Raw genomic sequence first — 14873 nt, 5'->3', positions numbered from 1 at the left:
CCTCGATGCCGAGGTCGAGCTGCGCTCGGTGGCCGCGACGCGGCCATCTGCCGTTGCAGGACTTCATTCTCGGCAACCGCCGAACCGCTCTGCTGCCCGGTGAGATGGTCACGGCCATCCGCGTGCCGAAGCCCAGCGGCACGTCGGCTTTCGTCAAGCTCGGCGCGCGCCGTTATCTCGTCATTTCCATCGCCATGGTGGCGGCGCGTCTGGTCGTCGAGGATGGCATCGTCAACGACGCCGCCGTCGCCGCCGGATCCTGCTCGGTGGTGGCCAAGCGGCTGGCCGGCGTCGAAGCCGCGCTGCGCGGACTGCCGGTGGACGGCGGACTTGCCGACGCGGTCCTGGCCGCGCCGATGAGCGAACTGTCACCGATCGCCGATGTGCGCGGCAGCGCCGAATACCGGCTCGATGCGGTGCGCGAAATCGTTGCCCGCGCCGTGCTTGCGGCTGTGAGACGGACGACCGATGACGAGGTGGCGGCGGCATGAGCCAAGTTCAACCTGAAGTGCGTGAAGCTCTGTCCGATCTCGGCAACGTCCAGCCTGGCTTCGGCCCGGAGCGCGCTGACATCGCCTTCGAGGTCAATGGCACCGCCGTCTCGGTCAATGTGCCGCCGCTGCGCCGGCTGTCCCTGGTGCTGCGCGATGAATTGGGGCTGACCGGCACCAAGGTCGGCTGCGATGCCGGTGACTGCGGCGCTTGCACGGTGCTGGTCGACGGCGATCCCGTCTGCGCCTGCCTGATGTCAGCGGCTTCCGCCGCCGGGACGTCGGTGACGTCAGTCGAAGGCCTCGCCAATGGCCGGCTGTCGGCGCTGCAGGCGTCATTCCTCGCCCATGGCGCGGCGCAATGCGGCATCTGCACGCCGGCGCTGCTTGTCGCTGCAACCGCATTGCTGGACAGACAGCCAAGCCCGACCGAGGTGGAGGTGCAGGACGCACTGGGCGGTATTCTCTGCCGCTGCACCGGCTACCGTAAGATCATCGCGGCGGTGATGGATGCCTCCCTGCAGGCAACAAGCCTTGATTTCCGCTTGCCTCAATCAGGCCAAGCAATCGGCTCCTCGCCCATCCGGCTCGACGGCGTGCCGAAGGTTACTGGCGGTGAAAAATTCGGCGGCGATTCCTTCCCCGCCAATGCGCTGGCCGTGCTGGTGGTCCGCTCGCCGCACTATCACGCCAGCTTCGCCTTTGGCGACCTCGACGGCTGGACGAAGGCGCATCCCGGCATAGCCGGTGTCTTCACAGCCGCCGACATTCCCGGAAAAAACTGTTTCGGCGCTATCGGCCCGTTCGCCGACCAGCCGGCTCTGGCCGAAGGGTTTGCGCGGCTTCGCGGCGAGGCGGTGGCGCTGGTTGCCGGCGAGCGCGAGGCGATCCTCGATCTCGATTTGTCGGGTTTTCCTGTCCGCTGGAGCGAGCTGCCGCATTTTCTGCAACCTACTGAGGCGCAGGCTGAGGGTGCTGCGCTGATCCATGAAAGTCGGCCGGCGAACCTGCTCACCTCCGGCCTGGTCGAGCGAGGCGACCCCGAAATGGCGCTTGCCGGCGCTGCGTTCACCGTGTCCGGCGCCATCGACACCTCCTATGTCGAGCACGCCTATATCGAACCGGAAGCCGGCTATGCCTATCTGGACGGCGACACGCTGGTGGTCGTCGCCTGCACCCAGGCGCCCTACATGGACCGCGACGAGACGGCGAAGGTGCTCGGCCTAACCGTCGACAAGGTGCGCATCGTGCCGACCGCGACCGGTGGCGGTTTTGGCTCCAAGCTCGACGTTTCGCTGCAGCCGCTGATCGGCCTTGTGGCCATGAAGACGGGGCGGCCGGCGGCACTTGCCTACACTCGCACCGAATCGATGATCTCGACCACCAAGCGCCATCCGGCCGAGATGAAAGCGACCATCGGCGCCGATGCCGACGGCCTTGTCACCGGCATGATCTTCGACGGTGACTTCAACACCGGCGCCTATGCAAGCTGGGGCCCTACCGTGGCCAACCGCGTGCCGGTGCACGCCTCCGGACCCTACGCGACGCCGAATTACCGCGCCGAAGGCCGCGCCATCCACACGCATGGGCCGATCTCCGGCGCCTTCCGCGGCTTCGGCGTGCCGCAGGCGACGATCATGCAGGAGACGCTGTATGACGAGCTAGCCGGCAAGCTCGGCATGGACCGGCTCGATTTTCGCTTGAAGAACTGCCTTCGTAACGGATCCGAAACGGTTACCGGGCAGCTTCTGGAGTCCGGCGTCGGCATTGCCGAATGCCTCGAATCGCTGCAGCCGCACTGGGTGCGCGCAACGGCTGATGCGGATGCATTCAACAGCGCCAGCAGGGATAGAAAGCGCGGTGTTGGCATCGCGTCCTGCTGGTATGGCTGCGGCAACACCTCGCTGCCCAACCCGTCGACCATCCGGGTCGGCATCGCGGCTGACGGCACGGTCATCCTGCACCAGGGCGCTGTCGATATCGGCCAGGGTTCGAACACGGTCATCGCCCAGATATGCGCCGACGCGCTCGGCCTGCCGCTTGAGAAATTTCAGTTGAAGAGCGCCGATACAGCCATCACCCCCGACGCCGGCAAGACCTCGGCCTCGCGCCAGACCTTCGTCACCGGCAAGGCGGCCGAAAAGGCTGGCCGCGCCTTGCGCGAAAAGATCCTGCGCTTCGCCAATGTTTCGGAAAAAGCCGCTCTGCAACTGGACGGTTCGGCGATCGTCATCCGCGAGGGAGAAGCCACCCGCCGCATCGATCTCACCACATTGGACGTGGATGCCGAAGGCTTCGTCTTTCGCGCCGAGGAGACCTACGACCCGCCGACGCTGCCCCTCGACGCCAAGGGCCAGGGCAAACCCTACGCCGTCTACGGCTATGGCGCGCAGATCGCCGAATTGGAGGTCGACCTCAAGCTCGGCACGGTGAAGCTGCTGAAAATCACCGCCGCGCATGATGTCGGCAAGGCGATCAACCCGCTGCTGGCCGAGGGCCAGATCGAAGGCGGCATTGCGCAAGGCATCGGCATGGCGCTGATGGAAGAGTATATCCCCGGCCGCACCGAGAATTTGCACGATTATCTCATCCCGACCATTGGCGACGTGCCGCCGATCGAAACCATCCTGATAGAAGTTCCGGATCCGGAAGGACCCTTTGGTGCCAAGGGTTTGGGCGAGCACGTGCTGATCCCGACGGCGCCGGCGATCCTCAACGCCATCCGCCACGCCACCGGCGTGCTGGTCACCAAGATTCCGGCGACGCCGACGCGTATCCGCGCTGGCATCCGCGAAAAAGATGGCATCCGCGAAAAGGAGGCACGCCGATGAGCGAGCTTGCCGAACGCTTCGAGACCCATGATCCCGGCGAGAAGCTGGTGGCGGAGAAGATCCGCTGCGATGCCTGTCCGGTGATGTGCTACATCGCTGACGGGCGCACCGGCGCCTGCGACCGCTACGGAAATGTCGGCGGCAGGATCGTGCGGATGGATCCGCTGACCATCCTCGATCATGCGGCCGAGACCGGCGCGGCGATCGTGCCGTTCGTCGCCGAGGGCGAGGCATGGGATGGCGAACTGGTCAACACCGGCCGCCGCTTCGTCACCGCAATCGGCGCCGGCACCACCTATCCCGACTACAAGCCGGCCCCCTTCATCGTCAGCCAGGAGGTCGAAGGCGTCGATCTCGTCACCGTCGTCACCGAGGGCATCTTCTCCTATTGCGGCGTCAAGGTGAAGATCGATACCGACCGTCACCTCGGTCCCGAGACGGCAATAGTCCGCGCAGCCGGCGAAGCGATCGGCCATGTCACGACGGGCGAGTATGGCTCGCAGATGCTGTCGCTGGGCGGTGTGCACCATCTGACCGGCGGCTCCAAGGCCGAGGGACGCGCCACCTGTGACGCGCTGCTCAATCTGTGCAACCGCAAGCCGGTGGAACTGGCCATCGACGGCGGCGCCACCATCATAGTCGAAGCCGGCAAAGCACCTGTCATCGACGGCAAGCAGGAACACCGAATGCGCGTCGGCTGCGGCTCGGCCACCATCGGCATGTTCGCCACGCAATGGCGCGGCCTTGTCGACGAGGTGGTGGTGGTCGACGACCACATCACCGGCGTCGTTTCCGAGCATCAGGCCGGCAAGGTGCTGGGCTGGCAGGATACCGGGATAAAAATCATCGGCCGCCGTTCGACGCCGGGCCGCTATTTCAAGGTCTCCGAACCCGGGCTTGGCTGGGGCGGCACCAGCATTTCAGACCCGCTGTCGATCCTCGGAGAGTGGAACGCCAAGAAAGGCGCGCGGCCGGGGCTGTCGCTGCTGATGGTGTCGACCACCGGGGAACAGTTCGCCTATTACGAACTCGACGACGAACTGAAACCGGTGCAAAAACCTTTCCCCGAACGGCTGCAGAAGTCGGTCGGGCTGATCGAGGACAATTGCGAGCCAGCTTTGTGCACAGTGCTGTTCATCGGCGGCGCCGGCGGCTCGCTGCGGGCCGGCGTCACCGAAAACCCGGTCAACCTCACCCGCTCGGTTCAGGGCCTGACCACCTATGTCACGGTCGGCGGCGCGCCGGTCTATGTCTGGCCGGGCGGCGGCATCACGCTGATGGTCGATGTCACCAGAGTGCCTGAGGGTGCCTTCGGCTATGTGCCGACGCCGGCGCTGGTGGCGCCTATCGAATTCACGCTGCGCCGCGACGACTATGTCAGGCTCGGCGGGTACGAGGCCGAGATCCGCAGCGTCGAGGATATTGTCGCAAAAGGCGGTGAGTACCTCAATCCGCGCCGCGGCACAGGCGCCGAAGCCACCAATCCATGGCCGCCACTCGCGCAGCTACGTCGTGCCGGCTCGGACGGGGCCGGGTGATGCAAGGCCCGCAAGCCCACTGGCTGCAGGACGGCAAGCGGCTGCATCTCAACCACGGGCCGATCGACCTGATCGTCGAGGTTTTTGGTGAGGCGGAAGAATGCCGCCAAGCCTATGAACAGGCCGTAGCGCGGTTCCAGACGATCCTGATGGAGCTGGTCGAGGAGCTCCCCGAATTGCGGCTCCCGACGTTTTTCCTCGCGCCGCGCACCTTCGCGGGCTCGACGGCGCGCCGCATGGAAACAGCCGTCATGCCCCTGGCGGAATGCTTCATAACTCCGATGGCCGCGGTCGCAGGATCGGTAGCCGACGAAATGCTCGCCGCATTGCTTGCCGGTCGCAAGCTCGAGCGCGCCTATGTCAATAATGGAGGCGACTGCGCGCTCCATATCGGCAAGGGCCAGTCGATGGGTCTGGCGGTCGCCGGCACCGGCAACGGCATGGCGGACCGGATCACGATCCGCGCGGAAGATGGCGTTCGCGGCGTTGCCACCAGCGGCTGGCGCGGCCGCTCCTTCTCGCTTGGCATTGCCGACGCCGTCACCGTGCTGGCGCGGACCGGTGCCGAGGCCGATGCGGCAGCGACCCTCATTGCCAACGCGGTGGACCTGCCCGGCAATCCGGCCATCAAGCGCATTCCAGCACATGAACTGTCGCCCGACAGCGATCTCGGCGCGCGCCTGGTGACACATGGTGTCGGCACGCTTGGCCTTGGCGAAGTGGCGCGGGCGCTGGACAATGGCCTTGCCGTCGCCGAAGATTTTCGCCGGCGCGGCCTGATTGCCGCATCGGCGCTGTTTCTTGGCGGTGAGATCCGCATCAGTGGCTCGGTCGCGCTTGCAGCGCCCAACAAAAGTTCGAGGGAGGAAGTTGCCCATGCCTGAGTTTTCGATCCGCAAAATCGCGGTGCTGACCGAAGAGATTTTTCACGAGGGCGGGCCGGTGGCCCAGGTGCCGCGCCGCCGCGCCGCCGCCATGGCCCTGGTGAAAAACCCGTTCGCCGGGCGCTATGTCGAAGACTTGCAGAGCGCCATGAACGATCTGAAGCCGCTCGGCCTGTTGCTCGCCGACCGGCTGATCGCGGCGCTCGGCGGCGACGTCAAGCAGATCGACGGCTACGGCAAGGGCGCCATTGTCGGCACGGCGGGCGAGTTGGAGCACGGTGCGCTGTGGCATGTGCCCGGCGGCTACGCCATGCGCGAACGGCTCGGCGACGCCAAGGCGATCGTGCCGTCGGCCAAGAAGGTCGGCGCGTTCGGTTCAAAGCTCGATGTACCGCTCGGCCACATCAACGCCGCCTATGTGCGCAGCCATTTCGACGCCATGGAAGTCGGCATCAGCGATGGTCCGCGCCCGGACGAAATCCTGTTCTGCCTCGCCATGACCTGTGGCCCGCGCATCCACAATCGCATGGGTGGTCTCGCGGCCGATGACATCAAAGCCTGGGATGGCTTGCGGTGAGCGGCGAGGACAATCTGCTCAAGCTGGTCGAGGTCGAGACCCCGGACGACCAGGATTACCTGCTGCAGGAGCAGGTCGGCTTCATCCTGCGCAAGGCGCATCAGCGCCATGTCGCGATCTTTGCCGCGCATATCGGCGATCTGACGCCGCCGCAATTCGCGGCGTTGGCCAAGCTGCGTGACGTCGGCGAGACCTCGCAGAACCAGCTCGGCACGCTGATCGCGATGGATGCGGCGACGGTGAAGGGCGTCATCGACCGGCTGAAGGCGCGCGGCCTGGTCGAGCTTTCCAGGCACGAGGTCGACAAGAGACGGCTGCTGGTCAATCTGACCGCGGCAGGCCGCGATGCCATTGACCGCCTGATCCCGCTGGCGCGCGAGATCACCCAGGAAACGCTGGCGCCGCTCTCCGCCAAGGAGATCGCCACCTTCATGAAGCTGCTGGTGAAGCTGGCTTAGACCGCCGGGCGCCAAAAAGGCACCCGGCAGGAAGCTTGGCTCAGAGGCCGTTGTCCTTCAGCACCTGGGCAGCGTTTTCCTTGGTGATCTTCTCGGTCGGCAGAGTGATGGTCTTTTCGACCTTCTCGCCGTTGAGGAACTTGATCGCCTGGCGCAGGCCTTCGGCACCGGGAGTGACATAGGTGAAGGTTGCCGTCAGCTCGCCCTTGTTGACCATCTGCACGCCTTCGTTGGGCAGGCCGTCGATACCAATGAACTTGATGTCCTTTTCGCGGCCGACATCCTTGGCGGCGAGATAGGCACCATAGGCCATCGGGTCGTTGTGGCCGTAAACGAGATCGATCTTCTCGTTGCTCTTCAGCGCGTTGGCCATCAGATTGTAGGCCTGATCCTGCTTCCAGTCGCCCGATTGCTGGTCGAGCAGATATTTGATGCCCGGCTCCTTGTCGGTGAATTCGTGGAAGCCGTCGTGGCGGTCATGCGCCGGCTGGGTGCCCATGCCGCCCCAGATCTCGACGACGTTGCCTGCAGCCTTGCCCTTGCCGCCAAGCAGTTCGACGGCATATTCGCCGGCCGCGCGGCCGATCAGCGCGTTGTCGCCACCGACGAACTGCGTGTAGTCCTTGGTCTCGACATTGCGGTCGAGCACGAAGACCGGGATCTTGGCATCGATCGCCTGCTGCACGACGCCGGTCAGGCCGGCCGATTCCTTCGGCGACACCAACAGCGCATCGACTTCCTGGCGGATCAGGTTCTCGACATCGGCGACCTGCTTTTCGGTCTTGTCCTCGCCGTCGGTGATGATCAGTTCGACCTCGGGATGCTTGGCGGCTTCGGCCAGAATGTCCTTGTTGAACTGCGCGCGCCAGGGCTCGATGGTCGTCACCTGCGAGAAGCCGATCTTCCACTTCTTGTCCTGGGCGAAGGCATTGCCGGTGGTCAGAAGCGCGGTGGTGGTCAGCAGTGCCGCGGTCACGGCGGCAAGCTTCAGCATGTCACGTCGTTTCATTTTTTGTTTCCTCCGAGATTGAGAGACGGTGTCTCTTGCGACGGCCGCTTTGCCGCGGCCGTTTCCTTGTGCGCCGATTGCCCGCCGGGCAGGCGCAGATAGGCCAGGAGATCACCGGCATTGCGCTCCTGCACGAGCACGGTGCCGATGATGATCATCCCCTTCAGCACCAGCTGAAGGTTCGAATTGATGTTGTGGAGCTGCAGGATGTTGGAGAGCAGACCGAAGATCAGCACGCCGCAGAACGTGCCGGTGAGGCTGCCGCGCCCGCCCATCAGGCTGGTGCCGCCGATGACCACGGCGGCGATGGCGTCGAGCTCCAGCCCGGCGCCGGCATCCGGCTTGCCTTGCCGGTACTGTGCGACATAGAGCACGGCGGCGATGCCGGCGAGCAGCCCCGAGACGGCATAGGTTGCGATCTTGACGCGGCCGGCGGCGATGCCGGAGAGGCGCGCCGCCTCCTCGTTGCCGCCGATGGCGTAGACGTAACGGCCGAACGGCGTGAAGCGCAGCACCGCGCCATAGATCAGGATGGCGCTGAGGAAGAACAGGCCCGGCATCGGGATGATGCCGAACACCAGCGAGCGCAGGATCTCGAAATCGGCGGTCGCGTTGGAGCCGGTATAGACCGGCAGCACCGCATTGTTCTGGCCGGCGGTCAACCGTGCGATGCCGAGCGCCGTCACCATCATCGCCAGGGTGACGATGAAGGGCTGCAGCCGCCCGGCAACGATGATGAAGCCGTTGAGCGCGCCGAACAGCAAACCAACGCACGGCGCCACCAGCAGCACGCCGAGCACACCGAATTTCGGCTCGATCTGCGGCAGCAGAAACCACAGCGACAGGCAGCACAGGACCACGCCGACGACGGCGGGCGTGACCAGGCCGCGAATCCCGTCCAGCTTGATCTCACGGAGGAGGTCGGCGCCGGCACGGGATTTTGCCAGGTTCTGGAAAATGAAACGGGTGACGACGAAACCGAGGCAAAGCGCCACCAGGGCGACGGTTGGCACGCCCAGCACGACGCCCGGCGTCACGCCTGGAACCGTCAGCAGCATGGCGCAGACCACCGAGCAGATGGCCATTAGCGAGCCGACGGAGAGATCGATGCCGCCGGTGATGATGACAGCCGTCATGCCAGTGGCGATCAGGCCGGTGGTCGACACCTGGCGCAGCACATCGAGCAGATTGCCGTAGGAGAGGAAGATGTTGTTGCCCTTCGAGCTCATCGGCGAGCCCAGGACACCGATCAGGAAGATGGCGATCAGGCCCCAATAGAGCTTGGTCCGGGACAGGAGTTTCAAAACGGTCATGCGGCTGGTCTCGATATGGTCCGGCGCGGGGCGGCGAGGCGCATGATGGCCTCCTCACTGGCCGCGTCGCGGGAAAGAATGCCTGTCTGGCGGCCATCGGCCATCACCAGGATGCGGTCGGAGAGGTGCAGCAGCTCCGGCAGTTCGGAGCTGATGACGGCGATGGCGAGACCGTCGCGCGCCAGCTTGAAGATCAGGTCGTAGATCTCGCGTTTGGCGCCGACATCGATGCCGCGCGTCGGCTCGTCGAGCAACAGCACCCTCGGCTTCGTCGCCAGCCATTTGCCGATGACAACTTTCTGCTGGTTGCCGCCCGACAGCGTCCCGGCGGGCTGGTCGATGTCCCGGCAGCGGATGCCGAGGGCCTTGACCGCCTGCCGCGCCAGCCCCTGCTCGCCGGCCAGCGAGCGGATGCCGAAGCGGGCCAGCGAGCCGACCAGCGGCAGCGCGACATTGTCCGCGATCGAAGCCTGCAGATGCAGCCCTTGCGTCTTGCGGTCCTCGGTCACCAGCGCAATGCCCAGCCGCCTCGCATCGCGCGGCGAACGGATGTCCACGGGATGGCCGTCAATACGGATTTCGCCGCCGGTGCGGCCATTGCTCGAGCCGAAGATCGCTTCCAGGATCTCGGTGCGGCCCGAACCCAGCAGCCCGCCAATGCCGAGGATTTCTCCGGCGGCAAGATCGAAGCCGACGCCGTCGATCACCGTGCGCCAACCATGCGCATCGGGCTTCGACAGCGACAGGTTTTCGACCGAAAGCACGGTCATGCCGCTGGTGTTGCGCTCTTCCTCGGAGGAAGCGAGCAGGTTGCGGCCGACCATCGCCGAAATGATCGTATCTTCGTCGAGCCTGGCCATCGGCTCGGTCAGCACATGGCGGCCGTCGCGAAACACGGTGACGCGGCCGGCCAGATGCATGACCTCGTCGATGCGGTGCGAGATGTAGACGATGGCGACGCCGCTGTCGGCAAGCTGGCGGATGATGCGGAACAGCCGCTGGCATTCGGCCGGCGAAAGCGCCGAGGTCGGCTCGTCCATGATCAGGATGCGTGCCGACATCGACAGAGCCTTGGCGATCTCGACCAGTTGCTGCTCGCCGACACGCAGGGCGCCGACGCGGGCTTGCGGATCGAGTTCGATGCCGAGCCGCTGCAACAAAGCACCTGCCGCGCGGCTGCTCGCCTTGCGGTCGACGATCAGCCCGGCGATCAGCTTCTCGCGGCCGAGGAAGATGTTGTCGGCGACGCTGAGCTCGGGCACCAGGTTGAGTTCCTGATGAATGATGGCGATGCCGGCATCCTCGGCGTCGCGCACGCCGGCGAAGCTGACGGGGCGGCCATCGACGCTCACCGTGCCGTCATAACCGGTATAGACGCCGGAGAGGATTTTCATCAGCGTCGACTTGCCGGCGCCGTTCTCGCCCATCAAGGCATGAACCTCGCCGCGACGCAGCTCAAAGCCGACATCGACAAGCGCGGCGATGCCGCCGAAGCTCTTGGAAATGCGCTCGGCACTCAGAACGATGTGCGACCGATCGGCCGCACCGTGCTGCGGGGACAGGCAATTGCTCTCTTGCATGACAATGGCGGCCTCCCTTCCGTCGTCGTCAACTTCCCGCAAACGCTAATCTAAACGTTTCGATCATGTCAAGCCGATATAAGGTGCCGGACGTTTGGTGCAATTCGATTCTTGCTAAAAAGGACAGGATTCCGTACGTATTGGCCAGCAAAGGTGGCGAAACGTTTCGAAAATGACAGCGTCAGGGCAAAAAAGACACCGCAAATCCACCGCGCCCACCATGCTTCATGTGGCTGAAGCGGCGCGTGTTTCTGTCGCCACCGTTTCGGCGCTGATCAATGGCACGGCGACGGTCAGCCCGGAGCTTAGCCAGCGCATCGAGCAGGCAATCCGCGATATCGGCTACAAGCGCAACGCGATCGCCCGCAGCCTGAAGATGGGCACGACCCGCACCATCGGACTGACCGTGCCGCACATCACCAACCCGTTCTTCACCGATGTCGTCTCGGTCATCCAGCAGGCCTTCGACCGGGCCGGCTATGCCGTCATGCTGTGCTGCACGGACGAGGATTTGAACACCCAGGACGACCAGATCAGGCTGCTGCTCGACCGCATGGTCGACGGGCTGATCGTGGCGCGCGTCGGCGACGGCGCGATCCTCAAGCGGATCGTCGACGACGCCAACGTGCCGGTCGTGCTGCTCGATCGTATCTGCAAAGGCATCGACACCGATGCCGTGGTGCTGGACAACCAGCGCGCGGTGTTCGACGCCATCACCTATCTGATCAATCTCGGCCACCGGCGCATCGGTTACATCACCGGCACCTCGGACATCTCGCCGATGCATGACCGCATGGCGGGATATCGCGAGGCGCTTCACGCCGCCGGCCTGCCGATCGCCGAGGAGCTGATCCGCTTCGGCAATTTCCACGAGATCGACGGCTATAACGAAACCATGCAGATGCTTTCCTCGCATGATCGTCCAAGCGCGATCTTCTCGGCCAACAATCCGATGGTGATCGGCACCATGAAGGCGATCCGCGACATCGGCCTGTCCTGCCCGGAAGATATTTCGGTCGCCTGCTTCGACGACTTTCCATGGTCCGACGTGTTCCAGCCGCAGTTGACCACGGTGGCCCAGCCCGTGCAGGCGATCGGCGAACAGGCGGCCAATCTGCTTCTCGACCGTCTCGCCGGCAACAGGGACGCGCCGCCGCGCAAGCTTTTGCTCAAGGGCCGGCTGATGATCCGCAATTCATGCCGTCCGCTCGGCGCGATTGCGCAGAGCGTGAGCGCGTAGCCTTCCCCCGGCGTAAGTCGTACCAGGATTTGTCAGGCCGCCTGCGACAGGGATTTGTGCGCGTCGGCCAGGATCTCGAACGATCGCACCCGTGCCGCATGATCAAAAATCTGCGCGGTGACCATCAGCTCGTCGGCACCGGTGCGGCGCACGAAGGCATCGAGGCCTTGCCGCACCGTTTCCGGAGAGCCGACGACGGCGCAGGACAATGCCTGGCCGAGCATTGTCTTTGCCATCGGATCGAGATCGCGGTCATAGTTCTCGACAGGTGGCGGCAGCCGGCCGGCCCGACCGGTGCGCAGATTGACGAAAGCCTGTTGCAGCGAGGTGAACAACAAACGGGCCTCCGCATCGGTGGGCGCGGCGAAGACATTGAGGCCAAGCATGACATGCGGCTTGTCGAGCTGCTCGGACGGCTGGAAGCGCGAGCGGTAGACATCCAGCGCGTGATCCAGCTCCGCCGGCGCGAAATGCGAAGCGAAGGCGTAGGGCAGGCCGAGCATGGCGGCGAGCTGCGCGCCGTAGAGGCTGGAGCCGAGGATCCAGACCGGCACGTTCTGGCCTTCGCCGGGCACGGCGCGAATTCGCTGGCCTTCCTCGGCCGGCTGGAAATAGCCCATCAGCTCGACGACATCCTGAGGGAAATTGTCGACCCCGGCCTCGAGATTGCGGCGCAAGGCACGGGCGGTGCCCATGTCGGTGCCGGGCGCCCGGCCGATGCCGAGATCGATGCGGCCCGGATGCAAGGCGGCCAGCGTGCCGAACTGCTCGGCAATCACCAGCGGCGAATGGTTGGGCAGCATGATGCCGCCGGCGCCGACACGAATGGTCTTGGTTCCGCCGGCGACATGGGCAATGACGACGGCTGTGGCCGCGCTGGCGATACCCGGCATGTTGTGATGCTCGGCCAGCCAGAAACGCTTGTAGCCCAAGCGCTCGGCATGGCGGGCAAGAACGAGCGAGTTGGCCAGCGACTGCGAGGCATCGCTGCCTTCGACGATCGGCGACAGGTCGAGAACGGAAAGAGCGGTCATGGATGGGATCCTGTGTCAGGACCGCATGTAGGAAGCATCCGGCGGCGCCGCAAATTCAAAAATATTGATCAGCCTTTGATAGCTTCGGGGTCGGCGATGTCGTCCTCCTCGACGACAACCGCGTGCTGCGCGGCGAGAAAATTGCCGACATGGCTGAGCCCGTCGAAATGATCGCAGAATACCTTGATGACGACCAGCAGCGGCACCGCCATCAGGGCGCCGACGAAGCCCCACAACCATGACCAGAAGGCGATGGCGATCAAGATTGCCACGGCGTTGATCTCCAGACGCCGGCCGACCACCATCGGCGTCACGAACTGGCCTTCGACGATGTCGCACAAGATCACGAAGGCCGGCGCCAGAAGCGCGTAGAAGATGGTATCGAAGCTGATCAACGCCATGACCGTGACAAGCACGATGGTGATCAGCGCTCCGACATAGGGCAAGAAGTTGAGCAACGCCGCGGCGGCTCCCCAGACCAGCGGGTTGGGCATGCCGAGCGCCCACAGACCGAGAGCGATGACCGTGCCGAGGCCGGCATTGATGATGGTGACGGTGAGCAGATAGTGCGAGATTTCGCGCTCGACGTCATAGACGACGCGCAGCGCCCGTTTCTTTTCGCTGAGGCTGGCGAAGGACTGGATGATCTTTTCATAAAACATCGTGCCGGAGGCGAGCAGGAACAGCGATAGCACGAAGATGATGGTCAGGCCTGTCCCGGCCGACAGGATGTTGCTGGCGGCCGCCGACAGGATGCCGGACTGCGCCATCGCCACCCTCTGGATGCCCGGCTCCTGCGACGTCTGGGTCAGCTGTTCGATCTGATGCGAAATCTGCATGATCTTCTCGAGTGGGCGGCGCAATTGCGCCAGCCGTTCGGCAAGTTGCTGGCCTATCGAAGAGGTGTTGTTGATGAGGTCGATGATCGGTCCGCTGAGCAGGTAGCCTACGCTGGCAAAGATGCAGATCGACAACAGCACCAGAAGGGTCGCCGAAACCACTTCGGAGATGCCGTGCCTGCGCAGGAGCCTAACGATCGGCGTCAGCGTCAGCGCCAGCAGGAAAGCCAGAATGACCGGCATGAAGAAAGCGCGAGCGAAGTAGAGCGCATAGATGGCCATGAACAGGAAAATGCCGACGAGCAGCGAGCGCATCAGATGCGTGTCGGCGCGGGCCGCAACGCGCGAATCCGACTCGTCGGCGATGGCGCGGCCCAAGGCAGCGGGTTCGGTTTTCATGCTCACCCTCGAGCCGGCGCCCTCGGCGATCGGCTATTGCTTGCATGAACGCAGAGTTATGGGCGCAGGTTCCATGAGCCGGCTTCCGGAATGAGGCCCGTTTGCACGGGTCCGGAAATCAGAGCGCGCCGCAGCATCCAGGCCTGCACTCACGGCATTGGAAGAGAGATTTGGCTTTCTTCCCAATGTCGTGGCGACGCGGACGAAAAATCCGGCTTCTCAATTGCAGCAGCCAGCAGCCGACATTTCCGTCAGGCTGCCGGCGCGGTGACGGCTGTGCCAGCCCTGGCTGTTTCCTTGCGCACGATCGGCGCCACCCTGGTGCCGTAGAGTTCGATCGCCTTCATGATCTTGGCATGCGGCATGGTGCCGATCGCCATTTGCAGCAGGAAGCGGTCATTGCCGAAGATCTTGTGCTGGGCGACGATTTTTTCGGCCACTTGCTCGGGACCGCCGACGAACAACGCGCCGTTCGGGCCGCGCGACTGGTCGAAATGCGCTTGGGATGTCGGACCCCAGCCGCGCTCGCGGCCGATGCGGTTCATCACCTCCGCCTGCGGGCCGTAAAAATCGTGGGCCGCCTGCTCGGTCGTCTCGGCGATGAAGCCGTGCACGTTGATGCTGGTGGCAAGGCCCGCCGGGTCACCGCCGGCGCGCTTGGCGGCCTCACGGTAGAGATC

The 14873-nt window shown here is 64.5% G+C and carries 12 protein-coding genes and 1 pseudogene; 7 read left to right on the top strand and 6 right to left on the bottom strand.

Annotation, left to right across the window (positions count from 1 at the left end; genetic code table 11):
- The 6 genes and pseudogenes from EOC06_RS17925 to EOC06_RS17900 all read left to right on the top strand — a co-directional run.
- Positions 1–491, top strand: a pseudogene (locus EOC06_RS17925) (xanthine dehydrogenase family protein subunit M); the annotation flags it as partial.
- Positions 488–3322, top strand: coding sequence for a molybdopterin-dependent oxidoreductase (locus EOC06_RS17920; RefSeq protein ID WP_128308400.1), 2835 nt, complete (start codon positions 488–490; stop codon positions 3320–3322). The pseudogene EOC06_RS17925 and the gene EOC06_RS17920, both read left to right, overlap by 4 nt.
- Positions 3319–4860 (top strand): 6-hydroxynicotinate reductase, encoded by a 1542-nt coding sequence (locus EOC06_RS17915; protein ID WP_128308399.1) that lies wholly within the window; start codon positions 3319–3321, stop codon positions 4858–4860. Before EOC06_RS17920 ends, EOC06_RS17915 begins: the two co-directional genes overlap by 4 nt.
- On the top strand, positions 4860–5744 hold the full coding sequence (locus EOC06_RS17910) for a UPF0280 family protein (protein WP_128308398.1): 885 nt from the start codon (positions 4860–4862) through the stop codon (positions 5742–5744). The genes EOC06_RS17915 and EOC06_RS17910 overlap by 1 nt, the downstream gene beginning before the upstream one ends.
- Positions 5737–6321, top strand: coding sequence for an amino acid synthesis family protein (locus EOC06_RS17905; protein ID WP_128308397.1), 585 nt, complete (start codon positions 5737–5739; stop codon positions 6319–6321). Before EOC06_RS17910 ends, EOC06_RS17905 begins: the two co-directional genes overlap by 8 nt.
- Positions 6318–6779: a MarR family winged helix-turn-helix transcriptional regulator gene (locus EOC06_RS17900; RefSeq protein ID WP_127328158.1), complete on the top strand. Its 462-nt coding sequence runs from the start codon at positions 6318–6320 to the stop codon at positions 6777–6779. Before EOC06_RS17905 ends, EOC06_RS17900 begins: the two co-directional genes overlap by 4 nt.
- A gap of 40 nt (positions 6780–6819) precedes the next feature.
- Here EOC06_RS17900 and EOC06_RS17895 read toward each other — a convergent pair whose 3' ends face one another.
- From EOC06_RS17895 to EOC06_RS17885, 3 genes are read right to left on the bottom strand one after another with little or no spacing between them, the layout of a single operon-like run.
- Positions 6820–7788, bottom strand: coding sequence for a substrate-binding domain-containing protein (locus EOC06_RS17895; protein WP_127267673.1), 969 nt, complete (start codon positions 7786–7788; stop codon positions 6820–6822).
- Entirely contained in the window at positions 7785–9101 is a 1317-nt protein-coding gene (locus EOC06_RS17890; RefSeq protein ID WP_127267672.1) for an ABC transporter permease, read from the bottom strand. The genes EOC06_RS17895 and EOC06_RS17890 overlap by 4 nt, the downstream gene beginning before the upstream one ends.
- A complete protein-coding gene (locus EOC06_RS17885) occupies positions 9098–10681 on the bottom strand; it encodes a sugar ABC transporter ATP-binding protein (RefSeq protein ID WP_128308396.1) in 1584 nt (527 codons plus the stop codon). Before EOC06_RS17885 ends, EOC06_RS17890 begins: the two co-directional genes overlap by 4 nt.
- 220 nt (positions 10682–10901) lie before the next feature.
- On the opposite strand from EOC06_RS17885, the gene EOC06_RS17880 reads away from it, so the two are divergent.
- Positions 10902–11921 (top strand): LacI family DNA-binding transcriptional regulator, encoded by a 1020-nt coding sequence (locus tag EOC06_RS17880; protein WP_127267670.1) that lies wholly within the window; start codon positions 10902–10904, stop codon positions 11919–11921.
- A gap of 32 nt (positions 11922–11953) precedes the next feature.
- On the opposite strand, the gene EOC06_RS17875 is transcribed toward EOC06_RS17880, so the two are convergent.
- From EOC06_RS17875 to EOC06_RS17865, 3 genes are all read right to left on the bottom strand, one after another.
- The gene (locus EOC06_RS17875) at positions 11954–12955 is read right to left on the bottom strand and encodes an LLM class flavin-dependent oxidoreductase (RefSeq protein WP_128308395.1); all 1002 of its coding nucleotides are present in this window, start codon (positions 12953–12955) and stop codon (positions 11954–11956) included.
- Between the two features lie 68 nt (positions 12956–13023).
- Positions 13024–14193, bottom strand: a complete 1170-nt coding sequence (locus EOC06_RS17870) for an AI-2E family transporter (protein WP_127267668.1) — start codon at positions 14191–14193, stop codon at positions 13024–13026.
- 251 nt (positions 14194–14444) lie between these two features.
- A partial coding sequence (locus EOC06_RS17865) for an LLM class flavin-dependent oxidoreductase (protein WP_128308394.1) occupies positions 14445–14873 on the bottom strand: 429 nt, incomplete at its 5' end.

The organism is Mesorhizobium sp. M7A.F.Ca.MR.362.00.0.0 (genome assembly GCF_004023175.1).
GTDB lineage: Bacteria > Pseudomonadota > Alphaproteobacteria > Rhizobiales > Rhizobiaceae > Mesorhizobium.
Note: the sequence above shows the minus strand (reverse complement) of the source record. Positions and strands in the feature narration are given on the sequence as shown.

Excerpts from the sequence above, each read along its gene's own strand:
- EOC06_RS17920 (WP_128308400.1), top strand. The coding sequence starts at position 488 with ATGAGCCAAGTTCAACCTGAAGTGCGTGAAGCTCTGTCCGATCTCGGC.
- EOC06_RS17915 (WP_128308399.1), top strand. The coding sequence starts at position 3,319 with ATGAGCGAGCTTGCCGAACGCTTCGAGACCCATGATCCCGGCGAGAAG.
- EOC06_RS17910 (WP_128308398.1), top strand. The coding sequence starts at position 4,860 with ATGCAAGGCCCGCAAGCCCACTGGCTGCAGGACGGCAAGCGGCTGCAT.
- EOC06_RS17905 (WP_128308397.1), top strand. The coding sequence starts at position 5,737 with ATGCCTGAGTTTTCGATCCGCAAAATCGCGGTGCTGACCGAAGAGATT.
- EOC06_RS17895 (WP_127267673.1), bottom strand. The coding sequence starts at position 7,788 with ATGAAACGACGTGACATGCTGAAGCTTGCCGCCGTGACCGCGGCACTG.
- EOC06_RS17890 (WP_127267672.1), bottom strand. The coding sequence starts at position 9,101 with ATGACCGTTTTGAAACTCCTGTCCCGGACCAAGCTCTATTGGGGCCTG.
- EOC06_RS17885 (WP_128308396.1), bottom strand. The coding sequence starts at position 10,681 with ATGCAAGAGAGCAATTGCCTGTCCCCGCAGCACGGTGCGGCCGATCGG.
- EOC06_RS17880 (WP_127267670.1), top strand. The coding sequence starts at position 10,902 with ATGCTTCATGTGGCTGAAGCGGCGCGTGTTTCTGTCGCCACCGTTTCG.
- EOC06_RS17875 (WP_128308395.1), bottom strand. The coding sequence starts at position 12,955 with ATGACCGCTCTTTCCGTTCTCGACCTGTCGCCGATCGTCGAAGGCAGC.
- EOC06_RS17870 (WP_127267668.1), bottom strand. The coding sequence starts at position 14,193 with ATGAAAACCGAACCCGCTGCCTTGGGCCGCGCCATCGCCGACGAGTCG.